The 16,945-nt window shown below is 42.7% G+C and carries 11 protein-coding genes and 1 pseudogene; all 12 read right to left on the reverse strand.

From position 1 onward, the window contains the following. Nucleotides 1-77 precede the first annotated feature (77 nt). On the reverse strand, nt 78-1,514 hold the full coding sequence (locus tag IGI71_RS10775; protein WP_010749391.1) for a flotillin family protein: 1,437 nt from the start codon (nt 1,512-1,514) through the stop codon (nt 78-80). A gap of 13 nt (nt 1,515-1,527) precedes the next feature. Further along, on the reverse strand, nt 1,528-1,953 hold the full coding sequence (locus IGI71_RS10780; protein ID WP_231434823.1) for a hypothetical protein: 426 nt from the start codon (nt 1,951-1,953) through the stop codon (nt 1,528-1,530). Between the two features lie 119 nt (nt 1,954-2,072). Beyond that, nucleotides 2,073-3,374, reverse strand: a complete 1,302-nt coding sequence (trmFO, locus tag IGI71_RS10785) for an FADH(2)-oxidizing methylenetetrahydrofolate--tRNA-(uracil(54)-C(5))-methyltransferase TrmFO (RefSeq protein ID WP_005229622.1) — start codon at nt 3,372-3,374, stop codon at nt 2,073-2,075. Between the two features lie 151 nt (nt 3,375-3,525). Next, entirely contained in the window at nt 3,526-5,604 is a 2,079-nt protein-coding gene (gene topA / locus IGI71_RS10790; RefSeq protein ID WP_005229621.1) for a type I DNA topoisomerase, read from the reverse strand. A gap of 142 nt (nt 5,605-5,746) precedes the next feature. Continuing rightward, nucleotides 5,747-6,379, reverse strand: a pseudogene (dprA, locus tag IGI71_RS10795) (DNA-processing protein DprA); the annotation flags it as partial. Between the two features lie 122 nt (nt 6,380-6,501). Next, nucleotides 6,502-7,689, reverse strand: coding sequence for an IS110 family transposase (locus IGI71_RS10800; protein ID WP_010748508.1), 1,188 nt, complete (start codon nt 7,687-7,689; stop codon nt 6,502-6,504). Between the two features lie 283 nt (nt 7,690-7,972). Next, the gene (locus tag IGI71_RS10805; RefSeq protein ID WP_430615709.1) at nt 7,973-8,245 is read right to left on the reverse strand and encodes a hypothetical protein; all 273 of its coding nucleotides are present in this window, start codon (nt 8,243-8,245) and stop codon (nt 7,973-7,975) included. Nucleotides 8,246-8,313: 68 nt separating this feature from the next. After that, entirely contained in the window at nt 8,314-9,078 is a 765-nt protein-coding gene (locus IGI71_RS10810; RefSeq protein WP_231434824.1) for a ribonuclease HII, read from the reverse strand. Continuing rightward, entirely contained in the window at nt 9,062-9,928 is an 867-nt protein-coding gene (ylqF, locus tag IGI71_RS10815; protein ID WP_231434825.1) for a ribosome biogenesis GTPase YlqF, read from the reverse strand. The genes IGI71_RS10810 and ylqF overlap by 17 nt, the downstream gene beginning before the upstream one ends. A gap of 421 nt (nt 9,929-10,349) precedes the next feature. After that, the gene (locus IGI71_RS10820) at nt 10,350-11,249 is read right to left on the reverse strand and encodes a class C sortase (RefSeq protein WP_179190642.1); all 900 of its coding nucleotides are present in this window, start codon (nt 11,247-11,249) and stop codon (nt 10,350-10,352) included. Nucleotides 11,250-11,268: 19 nt separating this feature from the next. After that, nucleotides 11,269-13,137 carry a SpaH/EbpB family LPXTG-anchored major pilin gene (locus tag IGI71_RS10825; protein WP_231434826.1) on the reverse strand — a complete coding sequence of 623 codons (1,869 nt, stop codon included), beginning with the start codon at nt 13,135-13,137 and terminating at the stop codon, nt 11,269-11,271. A 54-nt stretch (nt 13,138-13,191) separates the two neighbouring features. Continuing rightward, nucleotides 13,192-16,767 carry a SpaA isopeptide-forming pilin-related protein gene (locus IGI71_RS10830; RefSeq protein WP_231434827.1) on the reverse strand — a complete coding sequence of 1,192 codons (3,576 nt, stop codon included), beginning with the start codon at nt 16,765-16,767 and terminating at the stop codon, nt 13,192-13,194. Nucleotides 16,768-16,945: the final 178 nt, after the last annotated feature.

The following is a 16,945-nucleotide window of genomic DNA, read 5'->3' on the forward strand; positions in this document are numbered from 1 at the left end:
ACTCAAAAGAGCCATAAAAACGTACCAATCCCTTTCTCAAAATAGAGAGGGACTGATACGTTTCCACTTATTTGCTTTTATTCGATTGGACCAGTTGTTGGCTGAGGCGAACCATTGCTTTTTGAAACAGCTTGAACTAGCTCTTTGTTTCCTTGTTTTGTGGACATCGTGTCATTGATCAACGCCACTAAGTCTAATCCGGTGGTTTCTTTGATCGTATCAAAGGTTCGCGCTAAACCAGCTTCCCCCATTGATTGAAGCCCATCGTTGCCGCCAAAGCTGACCACTTTATCGATATTGCTAAGGGGCGCATTGACTTCTTTTGCGATTTCAGGCAGCACTTTGATGAACTCCATCAAAATACCAGCTTCGTTCAGTTTGGTCAAAGCAATCGCCATCTTTTCACGGCTTTCCGCTTCGGCTTGACCGACTTTTGCGATTCGTTCCGCATCGGCACTACCTAATTTTTCAATTCGTTCCGCTTCCGCTTGTGCAGCCAATTTGACTTTTTCCGCTTCGGCTTGTGCTCGGGCGATTTCACGGGCTTTGTCTGCTAATGCGTTTTGTTCAACGACATATTTATCTGCTTCGGCTTTTTTACGGACAGTTGCATTCAATTCTTTTTCTGTCAATTCCGCTTGTTTCTCTTGAATCTCAATATTTTTTTCTTGCTCGATCAATTGCACTTTCATTTGTTCACCGACCGCGATTTGCTCCGCTTTCGCATCCGCAACTTCACGTTCTTGTTTGTACTGCGCTTGTTTCAACGCCATATCTTTTGTCGCTTCCGCGATTTCTGTTTGGCGACGGATCTCTTCATGCTGTGCCAATTGCTCATTCTCAGCTTGCTTGATCCGCGTTTCTCTTAAGGCATTGGATTCTGCTACTTCAGCGTTCTTCTTCACTTCAGCAATCTGGGGACGCCCTAAAGCATCCAGGTAACCATTGCTGTCGCTAACGTCTTTGATCGTAAATGATACGATCTCCAGCCCCATTTTTTTCAAATCCGTAGAGGCAACTTCTTGTACTTGTTCCGCAAAATCATCGCGATTTTTGTAGATGGCTTCCACCGTCATCGTTCCTAGAATTGCCCGTAAGTGACCTTCTAAGACTTCTTGCGCTTCATCTTCCAGTTCACCAGTGGATTTACCCAAGTATTGTTCAGCGGCTGTCTTGATCGACTCGGTACTGTTGCCGACTTTCACTAACACCGTGGCACTGGCTTTGATCGGTACGCCTTGTTCTGTATAAACTTCTGGTGTCCCAATCTCTAACTTGTGGGTCAGTAAACTTAATTTATGTGCCTTTTGAACAATAGGAATCACAAACGTCCCACTGTTTTTTAAAATCTTGATGCCTTCTTTTCCTAAAAACGACCCCGTGACGATCAACGCTTCATCGGGTTTTCCGATTCGGTAGCGTATCATCAAAAAGGCGATCAATAAAACAACGAGGACGACGCCCCATAAGATCGGATTACTTAAAAAATCGACTGCTGATCCTGTATCCACCATAACCTAACACTTCCTATTCTATAAAATTTTTACTTTCAACCACCAACGCGATCCCTTTTTTATCAAAATCGACAATGATGACTTTGGTGCCGACTGGCAATCGAACATTGTTTTCACGATCTTCTTCCCGAAAAAAACGAGCAGGATAAACAGAACGTGCACCTTGACTCCCTATTTCCATGACTTCGCCGATTGTGTCTCCGACAATCTTTTCCGTCAGTTCGCCGATCACAAAATCATTGCGGCTAATGACATTGCTGCGGTTTTTGTCTGTGATGCGATTGTAGAGCCACATAAAGGGGCCCAACAGCAAACTAAATGCAACAAAGACAACGAAAATGCCCCCGACCAAGAGGATCAGCAAACCTAAAAATTGGATCACTGTAGGAAAACGCTGTAAATAGTTTTGAATCAAATGAATCCATTCTCCGATCACCATCTTCACCACCTTCTGTCATTGTTACTGTCTATCATAAGTCACCTTGATTAAAGTTTCAAGACAAATTAAAAAAAAACTCTCTCACCAATTATCAGTAAGAAAGTTTTCGATCATCGTGCTTATAATTGTTCCTTGGCTTTTTCTAAAGCAGCTAACGCTCGATTTGCCAATGCTTCATAACGGGATTTCTTGTCTCTGATTCGCTCTGGAAGTTCTGGCAACAACCCAAAGTTTGCATTCATTGGTTGGAAGTGTTTGCCTTCAGCATGGGTGATATAATACGCCATACTACCAATCGTCGTTTCTTGTGGCATAATGATCGGTGCTTCGCCTTTTGCAAGTTTGGCAGCGTTGATGCCAGCCATCAACCCGCTGGCTGCACTTTCCACATACCCTTCGACCCCTGTCATTTGTCCAGCAAAAAAGAGGTCCTCACGTTTTTTCGATTGATAGGTTTGTTGCAAAAGCTCAGGTGAATTCATAAAACTATTCCGATGCATCACGCCATAGCGCACAAATTCAGCCTCTTCCAAGCCAGGGATCATCCGGAATACCCGTTTTTGTTCGCCCCATTTCAAATGTGTTTGAAAGCCAACGATGTTGTAAAGAGAAGCCGCCGCATTGTCTTGACGCAGCTGAATCACTGCGTAAGGACGCTTGCCAGTTTTCGGATCTTCTAACCCAACTGGTTTCATCGGACCAAACAACATGGTTTTCGGACCACGACCAGCCATGACTTCGATCGGCATACACCCTTCAAAGAATTTTTCTTTTTCGAATTCTTTCAAAGGAGCCACCTCTGCATTGACCAAGGCCTCACGAAACGCATAAAACTCCTCTTCATTCATCGGACAGTTCAGATAGGCTGCTTCACCTTTATCGTAACGAGATTTCAAATAAACTTTATCCATATTGATGGTTGATTTGTCAACGATTGGAGCTGCGGCATCATAGAAATAAAATCCTTCAGATCCGTTAAACGCTTGGATCGCTTTTGAGAGCGGTTCAGAAGTCAATGGACCTGTTGCGATCACAGTGATGCCTTCTGGAATTTCAGTGATCTCCTCTTCGATGACTGTAACTAAAGGATGCTCCTTGACACGTTTGGTGACCAACTCTGAAAAATCATCGCGATCCACAGCTAAGGCACCACCTGCTGGAACCGCTGTTTTGTCTGCAGAAGTGATAATCACTGAATCCAAGCGACGCATTTCTTCTTTCAAGACACCGACCGCATTCGTTAAATTGTTGCCTCGTAGTGAATTGGTACAAACAAGCTCGGCAAAATTATTTGTGTGATGGGCTTCTGTCGACTTCTTAGGACGCATTTCATAAAGATTTACTGCGACACCTGCTTGCGCTGCTTGCCACGCAGCCTCGCTTCCGGCTAAACCGGCACCAATAACATTGATTTCTTTCATAGTGCTCTCCTTTTATTTCAAAAGCTCGTCTCTTTTCATAAGAAACAGCTTGTATTAATCAAAAGGACCGGCGCTTTCTTTTGTCAGCCAATAATGAGGCTGACCGTTCAAGAGAATACGCCGATTCTTTTTTAACAGGATATCCTGCTAGTTATTTTTGCACATTTTCTTCATAGTCGCCTTTGATACAAACGACTTGTTTCCCACCTTTGACTTTCTTTTCGACTAAATAATTATCACACTTCGGACAATTACGCCCCACTGGTTTGTCCCAAGAAGTAAAGTCACATTCAGGGTAGCGGGTACAACCATAAAACAACCGGTTTTTCTTCGATTTGCGTTCAACGACTTGCCCTTGATGACAGACCGGGCACTCAACGCCGATTTCTTTCACGATTGGTTTTGTGTTGCGGCAATCTGGGAAATTACTGCAAGCATAAAACTTTCCGTAGCGGCCTAATTTGATCACCATCGGATGACCACAAAGATCGCAATCAAAGCCTGCGGGTTCATCTTTGATTTGAATTTTTTCGATACTTTCTTCTGCAGTCGTCAATTCTTTTTCAAATGGGCGATAAAACTGATCGACAACTTTGACCCATTCTTCTTTCCCAGCTTCAATGCTATCCAAGCTATTTTCCATTTCAGCAGTAAAATGCATATCAACAATTTGCGGGAAGAATTCCTCGATCAACGAATTGACGATCTCACCAAGTTCAGTTGGCTCAAAACGTTTTTGCGTCAATTTCACATAATAACGCCGCTGAATGGTTTCTAACGTCGGTGCATAGGTTGAAGGACGACCCACACCGTTTTCCTCAAGGGTTTTGATCAACGTTGCTTCGCTGTAACGAGCAGGTGGTTGGGTGAAATGCTGTTTCGGTTCGATCGATACGGATTGAACGACATCTCCTTCGACTAACTCTGGCAAGATGTTCTCTTTGTCTTCTTTGCCATCATCGCGTCCTTCCACATAGACCTGCATAAATCCTTTGAATTTGATCTTTGAACCATTAGCAATAAAGATGACACCATTTTGATCCAAAGTAACTTTCATCGTATCCAAAATGGCAGGCGTCATTTGACTAGCCACAAAGCGAGACCAGATCAAGCGATACAATTTTAATTGGTCTTTGTCTAAGAATTTCTCCATGGCTTCTGGCGTACGCAAAACACTGGTCGGTCTTACTGCTTCATGGGCATCCTGCGCCCCTTGTGCATTGGCGCGTTTTTTGCCACCGTGAGCGGAGAACTCTGAACCATAGGTGTTTTCGATAAATTCGGCTGCTTCCCCTTTGGCTGTGTCAGCGATTCGCGTCGAGTCGGTACGCATATAGGTAATCAAACCGACAGTCCCTTGTTTGCCAAGGGCGATCCCTTCATAGAGCTGCTGTGCGACCATCATGGTTTTCCGTGTTCGAAAATTCAGTTTGCGGGCTGCTTCTTGTTGCAAACTACTGGTGGTAAATGGTGCAGATGGATTCCGTTTGCGTTCTTTCTTTTCAACCTTTGTCACTTGAAAGTCTTTACCAGAAAGGCGATCGGTGACTTCTTTAATACTTTCAGCATTCGGTAATTTTTTCTTTTTGCCATCTAAGCCCCAAAAATTGGCTTTGAATTTCTTCGTGGCTTTTTTAAAGTTTCCATCAATGCTCCAATATTCTTCAGGAACAAAATCACGGATCTCTTTTTCACGATCAATAATGATCTTAAGCGCCACCGATTGAACACGTCCAGCACTTAACCCTTTTTTGACTTTGCGCCAAAGGATCGGACTCAATGAATACCCGACTAAACGGTCTAAGATCCGCCGTGCTTGTTGAGCATCGACGAGATCCACATCGATCGTTCTTGGCTCTTTGAAGGCTGCTTTGACCGCATCTTTAGTGATTTCATTAAAGACGACACGATTTTTATCTTTTAAATCTAGTCCAAGTAGAAAAGCTAAATGCCAAGCAATAGCTTCTCCTTCTCTATCCGGGTCACTTGCGAGGTAGACTTTTTCAGCTTTTTTCGCAGCAGAACGGAGACTTTTGATCACGTCACCTTTTCCACGGATCGAAATGTAATGAGGCTCATAATCATTTTCGACATCGATCCCCATCTTACTTTTAGGGAGATCACGAATATGACCGACACTTGCGACGACTTTGTAATTTCGTCCAAGGTATTTTTCAATGGTTTTCGCCTTTGCGGGCGATTCCACGATTACTAAATATTTATATGCCATATAAAGAATGGCTCCTTCCTGAATTTTTCCTACTATTATATTCTATCAATCAGTGAACCTATCGTATGCAGATGAAACATACAAATCGTAGCTTATCATAGCTTTCAAGAAAAGGTTTGTCAAGGAAGGTTGATTGGAAAAATCAAAAAAAGGCTAACTCTTGTAAAATATCCGACACGCTAATCGTACATTTTGCACCATCTTGAATCAAGCGGTGACAACCTTTTGACTGATCCGAAATCATTTCACCAGGCACTGCAAAAACTTCTCGTCCATTTTCCATCGCTAACTGTGCCGTAATCAAAGAACCGCTTCTTTCCTTGGCTTCAATTACGCAGACCCCTTTTGAGATCCCCGCAATAATGCGATTGCGCAGCGGAAAGTGGTATCTTTGCGGTTTGGTATCGTGCGGATATTCGCTTAGCACCAGATGTTCTTGACGGATCTGCTGGAACAAACGGTAGGAAGATGACGGATAACAATGGTCCATCCCAGAAGCAATCACAGCAATGGTTTGTCCACGATTTCTGATGGCTGATTCATGGGCAAAGCTGTCGACACCATTGGCCAATCCGCTAACGATGGTATAATTTTCCGTCACTAGAGGTGGAATCAGCTTTTCGCAAACTTTTCGTGCGTATAAGGACGCCGTTCTTGCACCAACAAAGCCAATCATGGTCGTTTGTAGCAATTGCAGATTCCCTTCATAAAAAAGCATCAATGGCGGGTCCGCGATTTGTCGTAAAAGCATCGGATACTCCGCCGAGAAGAAAGACTAACTATATAGAGTCAAGTGAAAATTAGCTAAATCAAAAAAATATTTTATAACAGTTAAGTCCAAAAAATGAGTACAACAAATAGACCTTTCACTATTAGATTTTTTTGATTGTTCAATAGCTAATCGGAAACAATCTTATAAGGTTCATTTTTAGTTAAAATAGCATGAATCACATAACAAAGCTTACGAGAAACAGCACCTAAGGCCGTCAGATGATGCTTTCCCTCAGAAATTTTTTTCTGATAAAACGCGCGAAAAACAGGATCACATTGAGAAGCAACTAGAGCAGCTGAAAACAAGGCTTTTCGTAAGTATGGAGATCCACGCTTGCTCATAACATTATGTGTTGCTTCGTATTGCCCAGATTGGGACACAGACGCGTCTATGCCAGCATAAGCAACCAGTTTTTTCGGATTAGAAAATTTGCGAATGTCTCCAATTTCACCAAGAATTGTCGCGCCATTTATAGGGCCGATTCCAGGGATTGTGAGAATAACAGAGTCTAAATTACTCATTATGCGCTTAATTTCTTTTTCAGTTTCTTTTACTTGGCTTTCGATGAATTTCAATTGTTCAATCATGGAGCGTAATTGAAATGTAAAAGCTTCTTGAGCAAATTTCACTCCAAAGGAGTTAGAAGCTGCTTGCTTCAATTGATCTGCTTTCTCTGGCTTTATTCGGTTCCTGCTTAACTCAGCTAAGTATTGAGCCAACGTTTCTGCCGAAATTTCTTCTAGCTCTATAGGAGAACTAAACTCAAGCAATAACTCTTTAGACGCTTTTCCGAAAATACCTTGTTTAGAAAAAATTGATGCATATTCAGGAAACACTTGATCTAGTACAGCTATGATTTTTCGTTTGAAGTCGCTTGCGGTACCTACTAAATAGGTTCGGTAACGTGAAAGTTGTTTTAACGAAAAAACATTTTCATCAGACAATACTGTTTCTACAAAGGAACCATAACGCATCAAGTCAGCAATCAAAACAGAATCAATAATATCATTTTTTCGTTTTCTGATTTCTGTTCCTTTGCGCCAGCCATCGGTTTGAAGAGGATTCACAACGTGAATCAAAAAGTCTGATTCGTGGAGGTATGAAAAGATGGAGAGCCAATAATGACCCGTAGCTTCCATTCCGACAATAAAGTCAGCGGGAGTCTCTGAATATTTTGAAAGCCGCTCAATCAGGGAATCAGCTCCTTCAGTAGTGTTAGGGAAAGAAAAACCTTTTAGGATCACTTTACCTTCTTCACTCATTAAAGAAGCCACGTGAGTTCGCTTGCCGATATCAATTCCTAAGAAGTACATACATTTGACCTTTCTAAAAAAATATTTTGGATTGAAACCCGCTCAACTGAAAAGCGTCACTACCTTGTACGAGATACGGAGTAAAGCAAAAACTTTCAACATCTAACTCATACGTAATCCACTTATCAGAGAGAGGTGCCAGTCTTTCGATTACGAGCTTCAAAACTCAAGGAGGCAACGGCATAGCCTCTCAATCCAATAAATATATTATCTCAAAATGAATGAGTTAATACCAAATTAAAATAACGATGGTTCATAGGGTTATCCAATCAAAACCGGAAGGTTAAAACCCTAACTCTAATATACAAGTGAGGTAGTTTTGTGCGCCCATCTTTTGTGCGATGTGTTCGTCTGTCAATCGCTCCCATGATCGCCGAAAAACCGCACGGTGCTGTGGAAGGACCCCGATGGCAATCATCTCTTCCAGCGAACAATTCATCTCTTTTGTTTCCAACCAATGCCAAATGATCTTCCAACAACCTTGCAGACCAATTCCCTGACAGTAGTACAGTTTTATCAACTGTTTTTCAAAATCTGTTGCTTGTTGATACTTCATAAACAAAGCCCTCTTTTCTTAGTAATCTTACTTATAAGATTCGCTAAAAAAAGAGGGATGGATGAAATTTATAGATATTGTTTTACTGGCGCAAATGTTTTTCGATGAATAGGACAGATTCCGCGGGCAGCTAGCCCTTCTAAATGGACTTTGGTTCCATACCCAGCATTTTGATCAAACCCATAAAAAGGATAGACTTCATGAAAATCTTTCATTAAGTTGTCTCGATATACCTTGGCGATGATACTTGCTGCGGCAATGGAAATGGAACGGGCATCTCCTTTGATCAAGCTTTGTTGAGGGATTTCCGTATCGATCGTCATCGCATCGATCAGTAAATACTCGGGCTTGACTGCTAAGTCGATCAAGGCTTCTTTCATTGCTAGACGACTGGCTTGATAGATATTGATCCGATCGATCTCTTCTGGACTGACCACGCCGATACCGACAGCAACGGCTTTGTTTTGAATTTCGATAAACAGCTCTTCTCTTTTCTTGGCAGAAAGCTGTTTGGAATCATTTAGACCTAAGATCTGACATTCCTTAGGCAAGATGACCGCAGCTGACACAACGGGTCCTGCTAATGGTCCGCGCCCCACTTCATCTAAACCAGCAATAAAACGGGCGCCTTGCTGAAATGCTTCGTTTTCAAAACGCATCATTTCTTCGTATTTTTCCTGCAATAGCTGGTGTTTCACTCGCTGTTTCTCATATTGTTGCAGCAGCTTTTGGACCCCCGCTCGTTCATCTGCTTGCAGCGCCTGCAAATACGCTTGGTCATTGAAAGCTGGATCAAATAATCGCTCTTTGATTGTCTTAATCGGTTGTTTCATCTTGGCTTTCCATTTCCTCCACTCGATCTAGTGTATATCGGCCCAATTTCCCTTGCCGAATGTCGAAGACAACGAGTTCGCTTCCTCGATCGTAATTGTCTTTATAGCCACGTTTTTCCGTGATTTTCATCAACAGATCGGGCGCTAACAACGCCTCTTCTTCCGCTTTTAGTTGGTAACGATTCGCGATTCTTTCAGGATAATAGCGGGCAAAAAAATCAAGACCATACAATGCGATATCATCCAAATGGATCAGCTGGTCTTTGATCGCTCCGGTCAATGCCAACTTCTTGCCGATCTCAGGATCTTCAAATTTTGGCCATAAGATCCCAGGCGTATCTAGAAGCTCTAGATCAGTCCCAAAACGCAGCCATTGCTGCCCTTTCGTCACGCCGGGTTTATTGCCCGTCTGAGCGATTTTCTTCCCTACTAAGCGGTTCATCAAGGTCGATTTTCCGACATTCGGGATGCCGATCACCATTGCTCGAATCGCACGAGGCTTCAAGCCTCTCGCTTTGTCGCGAGCAATTTTTTCCTTCAAGACTTGTTTCGCTGTAGGAACAATGGCTTTGACCCCTTGGTTGTCTTGGGCGTTGATTGCCAGTGCTAGATAGCCTTGTGCTTGGAAATATTGCTCCCATTTTTTGGTTTGAACGGGATCTGCTAGATCCGTTTTATTGATTAAGATCAATCGTGGTTTTTGTTGTAATAATTGATCTAACATGGGATTGCGGGATGAAATCGGCAAGCGTGCATCCACGAGTTCAAAAACGATATCCACGAACTTTAATTTTTCACTTACTTCACGTCTGGCTTTCGCCATATGGCCTGGAAACCATTGAATGGTCATTTGAACGTTTTCCTCCTTGGTACTTCTTCGAATTGATAAAAAAGACAGTCGTTTCGATATCCGTGTAATATATGGGTGACAAGAACGAGGATCGCTTGCTTTTTTTGAGTCAGAGAAACCCATCAGTGCAGCAAACTAGCTGAACTGTTTGCGGATCAATGTTCTTTTTCCAACCTGATGCATAGGAAAAGCTTCGAGCGCGTTTGTTTCAACGCACCTTGACTTTTTGATTTTGGGGAAGTGGTTGAATGAAGCATCCTTACCGCTTTGTTTTGGTTTTTCCTAACACACTCGCGATAGACTGACTGCTTTTTTGCTATCTTTTATCTTAGTTATTGTACCATATTTCACACGACATGTTTCATTCTGACTAAGGTTAAAAAGTCATTTTCTTCTACTTATTGAGAAAAACGAACGATCCTTACTTTTCATCAATGGAAGTATTCGAATGAAGACGTTTTTTCCGCTGAATCCTGTTACTAATCAACAAGAGGAGGATAAGAACAGTGATCACGCCTAGCATCAATCCTACTTTTTGCTGCTGTGCTTTTTTGGCGGCGGCTGTTTCTTTTTCTTCAACATAAGGAATTCTTTTGCCCCGTACCAATAAACGATGGCTATTGACCATATAGGGGGTACAGGTCAACAGCGTGACGTAATCGCTGCCTTTCACAATTTTTAATGCCTGAGTATCATCAGGGTCGACCGTTTTTATCTGATCTACTTGATACGCCAATGTATCATCAAACGTTTCAATATAAAACTCATCACCGATCTGCAGCTTAGGCAGATCAGTAAAGAGCGTTGCACTCGTTAACCCACGGTGTCCGCACAGAACTGCATGGGTATCTTCACCACCAATTGGATACGAAGCGCCCTCCAATAATGTTGCGCCTCTTTTTAACAGCGTATCGGTGGTTTGATCAAAAATCGGGAGAACGACACCAATCACCGGGATCTTTAAAACGCCGATCGTATGTCGTTCATAGTAATCAGGTGTATCGCCTGATTCTGAGTCCCTTGTTTCGGGTGAATCTTGCGTTTCTTTGATTCCAGGATTGCTGGGCTGCTGGGCCAGCTCTTGATTTGCTCGTTCCAACTGGTTCCTTTTTTGTTGTTTTTCTATTTCACTCATTTTTTTGGCTTGGCTTTGGTAGTAACTGATCAACTGTTTATCCAAAAACGTGTTGAGCTGATTACTTACAAAAGGATAACTGATGATCAAAACCCCTAGCAGCAGCAGAACACCCATCAAAAAATCCAATAAAGTTACTTTTCTAGTTGGTGCTTTTACGCCATTTCTTCGTCTGATACTCATCATGCTTTTTCATCTCATTTACTTACCCTTTCCGTTTTACAAAATAACCCCCTGCTAAACCAACGATCACCACTCCGATTGCGCCCATTAAATACGTGCCGACACCACCAGTTGCTGGTAAGGTTCCTTTGCGGCGGTTAGGAACTTTTTCGGGCTCTCCCAATTGCTCTTTCGTTCCATAAGACGTTTCATGGACTTCAAAAGCGATGCGATTTGTTAGCAGCACGTAATTTTTCGGTGCTTTTACTTCTTCCAAATAGTACGCGCCAAATTTCAACCCGATGATATCAACCAATCCATCTGTACCTGTGGTAAATTTCGTCGCTTCATCCGCTGTTTGTACCCAAGATACCTGTTTGGTTCCCTCTTCGATTTTCAAGTAGTTGGCATCATCACGGTCTTGATCTCGTACAACAAAAACTGCATCTGCCAGCGCTTCGGTAGCGGTCACAGCCCCATCGACTTTTAAGAAGCGTTTGCCCCCTGTCAAAACTTCCACGCTTGGCGGCGTTTGATCCGTCATGAAATCTGTTTCTACATTTGCTTCATTCTTAAAGCCATTGATAGGCATAGCCTGTTCATTTAAATACATATAATACACAAAGCGCAATTGATTTCCCGGCGTTAATTGCGGTACAAATTCTGGATTGATGGTTACCGTAAAGCCATGCTCTTTTTCCGTTACTTGGTAATTCGTCGCGTCGATTTTCTTTTCTCCATCATACAACGCATAACCCGTTTCTCCTTCTGCTGTATTTTCAAAAGTCAATGCTGGATCATGGGCATCGATCAATTGGAAATGTTTGTATTTGTTTTCTGCTCCTACTTTGTCTTGGATACCTAATGGGATATTAACCGTTAGGTGATATTGGATTCTTTCGCCGATTTCCACGTCTTTGCCGTCTAATTGTGGTGTTGTTTTGGTAACATTTGTCGTGTCATTCTTGACTGTTAGCTCAACCGTGACGTCATTGCCTGCTGCGATCGAAAAATCCTTGATGGTTTCTTGTTCGATCAAAGCGGCTTGACTTGGGGCTTTCGTTTCCTCTAATTGATAGGTGCCTGTTTCTAACTGCTCAACTTTTAACTGTCCTTTTTGGTTTTCATCAACATCGATGGTCGTTTCTCCAGCAGCATATTGTTTACCTGTTAAAAAGCGGTACGCTGCTTGTTTGTCAGTCGTCCACGTATAAAGTCCATCGGCTGCACTTAAAATATATTTCTTGGTCTGTGCGTTTCCTTCTTGCTTTGAGATGACAAATTCCGCATCATTCAGTGGTTCGTTTTCCCCCGTTCCTCGTTTATTCACAAGGAGCGTTCCTTCATTTGTGACAGTATTTTTAGGATAAAGATGAATCGTGTCTAATTCTTCTTCCCCGTAAGCATACGACCCGTCTGCTTGTTGGATCATTTCGTAAACAGGAAAGGCGATCACCATGTTCTCAGCAGTGGTAACACCGGCTTTAGGGTCTTCTACAATGGTGTAAACTGCATCCCGATCGGCTTGTTTTTTCGGCAATTCAAAAACCAAATCACCGGCTGCATCTGTTTTCCCGCTAGCTACAGGGGAACCAGGCGTCAAGGTTTGGACTTGACGCTTCGCTTCTTCAACGGATGCCCCTGCAGATCGTTTTTCATAAAATGCTGTGGTCACATCATAGACAGAAAAAGTGACATCGGCTAAGCCTTGGTATTGATCAAACTCTGCCATCTCAGTCCCACTATTTTGAATCAATGAACCTGGCAAATTGACCATTTTCTTTTTATGCAGATGGACCTGAGCCAAATTGCTCTCTGCGGATACTTGCTGATTTTTCGTTCCAAAAAAGACAAATGGCAGAAGTAAAAATAGGAGACAAACCATTTTCGTATGATTAAAAATCTTTTTCATTGTTCTTTCCTCTCTTCTATGTTTGATATTTTCGTTTTTTCACGAATGGTCAAATTACTTTAATGAAGGCTTATCTTTGCGCGTAACGTACAGATAGCTACCTGTTAAAAGGACTAGTAGACCTGCTGAAAGAATCGCCAGCCACCCATGCCAATTCCCTCCTGTTTCAGGAAGAGACACTTTTACTTGATTGGTGACGATCAATTCTATTTGATTGTTCTTTTCTCCAGAAACAAGAAGATTCGGCTGCAATTTTTCGTCAATCAAGACACTGCCATCCTCTTCGATCCTGATTTTCACAGGTGCTGTTAAACCAGCATAGCCTGCAGGCGTAACAATTTCTTCTAAGGTATAGCTACCCGGTGTTAGATCATGGAAATGAAATACCGCTAGCGATTCTTGGGATTCTGGTAATTCTATCGTCTGACCGTTTCCGCTTAAGCGGAATTTGGCTCCCTCAAGCGCTTGTCCCACTTCATCCTGTTTATTGACCACCAAATCAAAAGGTTTTAACTGATTGCCATGGGTAAGAGTCCAACAGTTGGCATCTGCAGCGACGTTTTCCCCTTGATACTGGATCTTTCCGTCTGAACCAACGACAAACTCATAATCACCAACAATCGTATCGTATCCAAGCGGACCAGCTGTTTCTGAGATGCGATAAGCGCCCGGCTCAAGGATCGTAAATTCAGCCATCCCCACGTCATTCGATGTTTCTGAGGCAATTTCTTGATAATCCCCCGCTGCTGTTTTTTGTTGCAGAGAAAAGACAGCCCCAGCTAACAGTACTTGCTGCTCTTTTTGTACCGTATATTTTCGAATAGCAACTGGAATTTCTGTAAACGGATTGGTGATCTCCAGCGTAATCGTATGATCGTCCACTGTGACGGGTTGCCCATCGATCGTCGTATTCCCTTGCGTATCAATATGAATTAGCCACTGGGTTTGCTCAGCTAAATGGTGTCCCGCCGGTGCAGTGACTTCCTCCAAACGATAGGTCTGCTCTTTTTGCAACGCAGTATCTGCTGGCAGTCCATACGTTCCATCCCCTTGATCCACAAGGGTCACTGTCTCTCCTGCCCCCGTCAATTCAAAAACGGCACCTGTCAGCTTCACCTCTCCTACAGCGGATTTTTTGATCAGGTTTAATGCCAGGGGTATAAACGCCTTTGTATTTTTCCAAGTATAAGCGTCCACTTTTGTTGCTTCATAACCTGCCACTGCTCGTTCATTTGTGACTTGATAATCAAAAGTTTCTCCCTGATTGTTATACAGCGGCAGTAGACGGGTTTCTTCGTACTCCGTCCCATCCTTTTCAGAAAGCGCGTAAACTTTGCTTCGTTCCCAAGTTGTCTGATCTTGGGCATCGGTCTCAGTAAGTTTGAGATACCCTGTTTGCCAGCTTTTCTCATTGCTGACAGGACTCCTGCTTATTTCAATATAGATCGTTTCAGGACGACTGGAGGTATCGCCATCGTATTCTTCCCAGTGCTTTTTGATCGTCACCTCCTTCCCAGGTGCTTTGGCGGATGGCACACCAAACAATGCCTTTTGATCGGACTGATGATTCGGATAAAATACCGTTTCGCCATTCATTTGATACCAAGTATCTGGTTTAAAATCCGCTGCTTCTGTTTGAATCCGCACTTGATAATGAATTTGCAGTTCTTGCCCTTCGCCTAAATAAAGACCTGAAGCATGGATTGTATTGTCAGACATCGAAATGTCAGGCTGCACCGTTAGAGCAGCAGACCCGACACTTTTGACGGACAAGCTATTTTCTTCGTAGACAAATGGCTGCGAAATGGGGTCAGTAATCTCGCCATCGGTGACTGTTGCCGAAATGTGAAGGGCTTTTTTCTCGAGATAGTCGGCAATATCCGCTGCTTCATTGGCTGACTCATAATAAAGATGGCCATCTTCATCAGCAGAAACCATCTGTCTCATTTTTTTCTCGACATCGGCCTTTGTATACCCAGCGGTTTGATCTCCTTGCAGTTGAATCCCCAACCCATGAATCTCGATACCACGTTCTTTTAACGCCATCGCTTCACCAATCGTGGCGATAAAGGTATTGTTGATCCATTTATAATTGTTCTGTTGATCAAACGCAAAATAGCCATTGTAGAGAAACGATGTATTCATCGGCTGGTCTTGAGTAAGAGAAAAGGCGGTTCCATAATAACTGCCGTCTGCCTGGGTATGCACTTTAGACACATGATAACTGTAAGTAGGAACGCCATCCGTTAGCAAAACGATGACTTTCTTATGTCCATTTTGCGTCGATAGCATATCCCCTGCTTGACGTAGCCCCCTTTGTGTAAAGGTTCCCCCAGCTGCTGTTTCTGGCGTCATCGATCGGATCGTCTCTTTGACTTCAGAAAATTTTCCTAATTGGCAGGTTTTGTTTTGATAATTGCTGCCATCACTGGAATAACCGACATAGCCCATGTAGACACTATCCTGAATGCCGCTTCCTTCAATTTGATTCAAAAAGCGATCCACGCCTTTTTTCACTTCTGCGATCCGTCCCATCTCATTCATACTGCCTGACCAATCCACTACCAACACGACATCGATGGGATCAATTTGACGTTGAACATTCCCTCGTACATTTAGGTAGACATCAAATAGTCCTGGGGTATTCGTCTCTTTGGCAAATTTTCGTAGCCCGAAATCTGCTTCGTCTCCTACACCACCATATTCAATATATGAATGGGTCAAATTTGCTGGATCGCCATTCCATGTAGTTATGCCGTCCCACGTTTCGCCTGCATCCTTGTTCCCCTGATGATTTAAGACGTTACTGTTCTCATCAGTTTTCCAGTTCGCCGCAGGATACGTCCCGCTTTGGTCTGTCGTATAATCTGGTTCAATCGAAGCAAAAGTTTGTGAAACAGTCGTTTTTTGATAAAGACGTTCTTGTTTAAATGGTTCAATGAGCGTTTCCTCTTCAGAAGCACTTGTCGCCGTTCCTGTCTCGTTTGTCTCTTCCTTCGTTTCTTCGTTCGAAACTTCTTTTGAACTTTCAGTCGCCGCTTGCTCCGAGGTCGACTCACTCACGGCTTCTGAAGAGGATCCAGTGCCAGAATTGACTTCTGATGTTTCTGAAGAAGCAGAATTTGTGGCAAGTGGGATTTCAAAAACTGATTCATTCGAAGACAGTAGGTTGTACGATTCTTCACCTTCCTTGTCATATTCTTCGATCTGAATCATCAATTTTAGCTTTTTCGTTTCTTCAGGCAGCTGAAAGATTAGTTCTTGTTCCGTTGGTGTTTGCAAGAAATCTTGGGTTGTAAGCCAAGACTGTGCGGAATCATCCTTGACTTGAGTCATCTCTTCATTGCTTGTTTTTAGTAACAACTGTTCCTTCGTTTCATCGATCGCGTATAGTTGTACCCAGAGACGCTGCTGTTTGTTTTTTTGTGGTAGCTGATAGCATAAAGAAAATTGAGTGCCCTCTTGGTGACCAGTCAGTTTGATCTGCTTCGTTTCAGCAATAGTGATCGTATGTTCTTCTTGTGCACTTGCAGTCCCGTTTGTTTGCAAACTCGAATAAATGAAAAATAGTATCCCCCCTAACATACAGAAAATGAAAGAGAACCCGTGGTGTCTCTTTGTCAAAAACATAAAAAGACCTCCTTTCAAAGAATCAAAAATTACAAGCTGATCATACAAGAAAGAAGCAAAAGACACCTCTTTTTTTTATTTTCTGAAAAATAGAACTAATTGGCACACCTGTAGTTATTCATAAGAAAAAAAAGTTGGTTATTTTAAAGTTAATTCATTATCGATATGTTATTTAATA

This window comes from Enterococcus sp. DIV1279b, assembly GCF_050531515.1.
Lineage (GTDB): Bacteria > Bacillota > Bacilli > Lactobacillales > Enterococcaceae > Enterococcus_D > Enterococcus_D casseliflavus.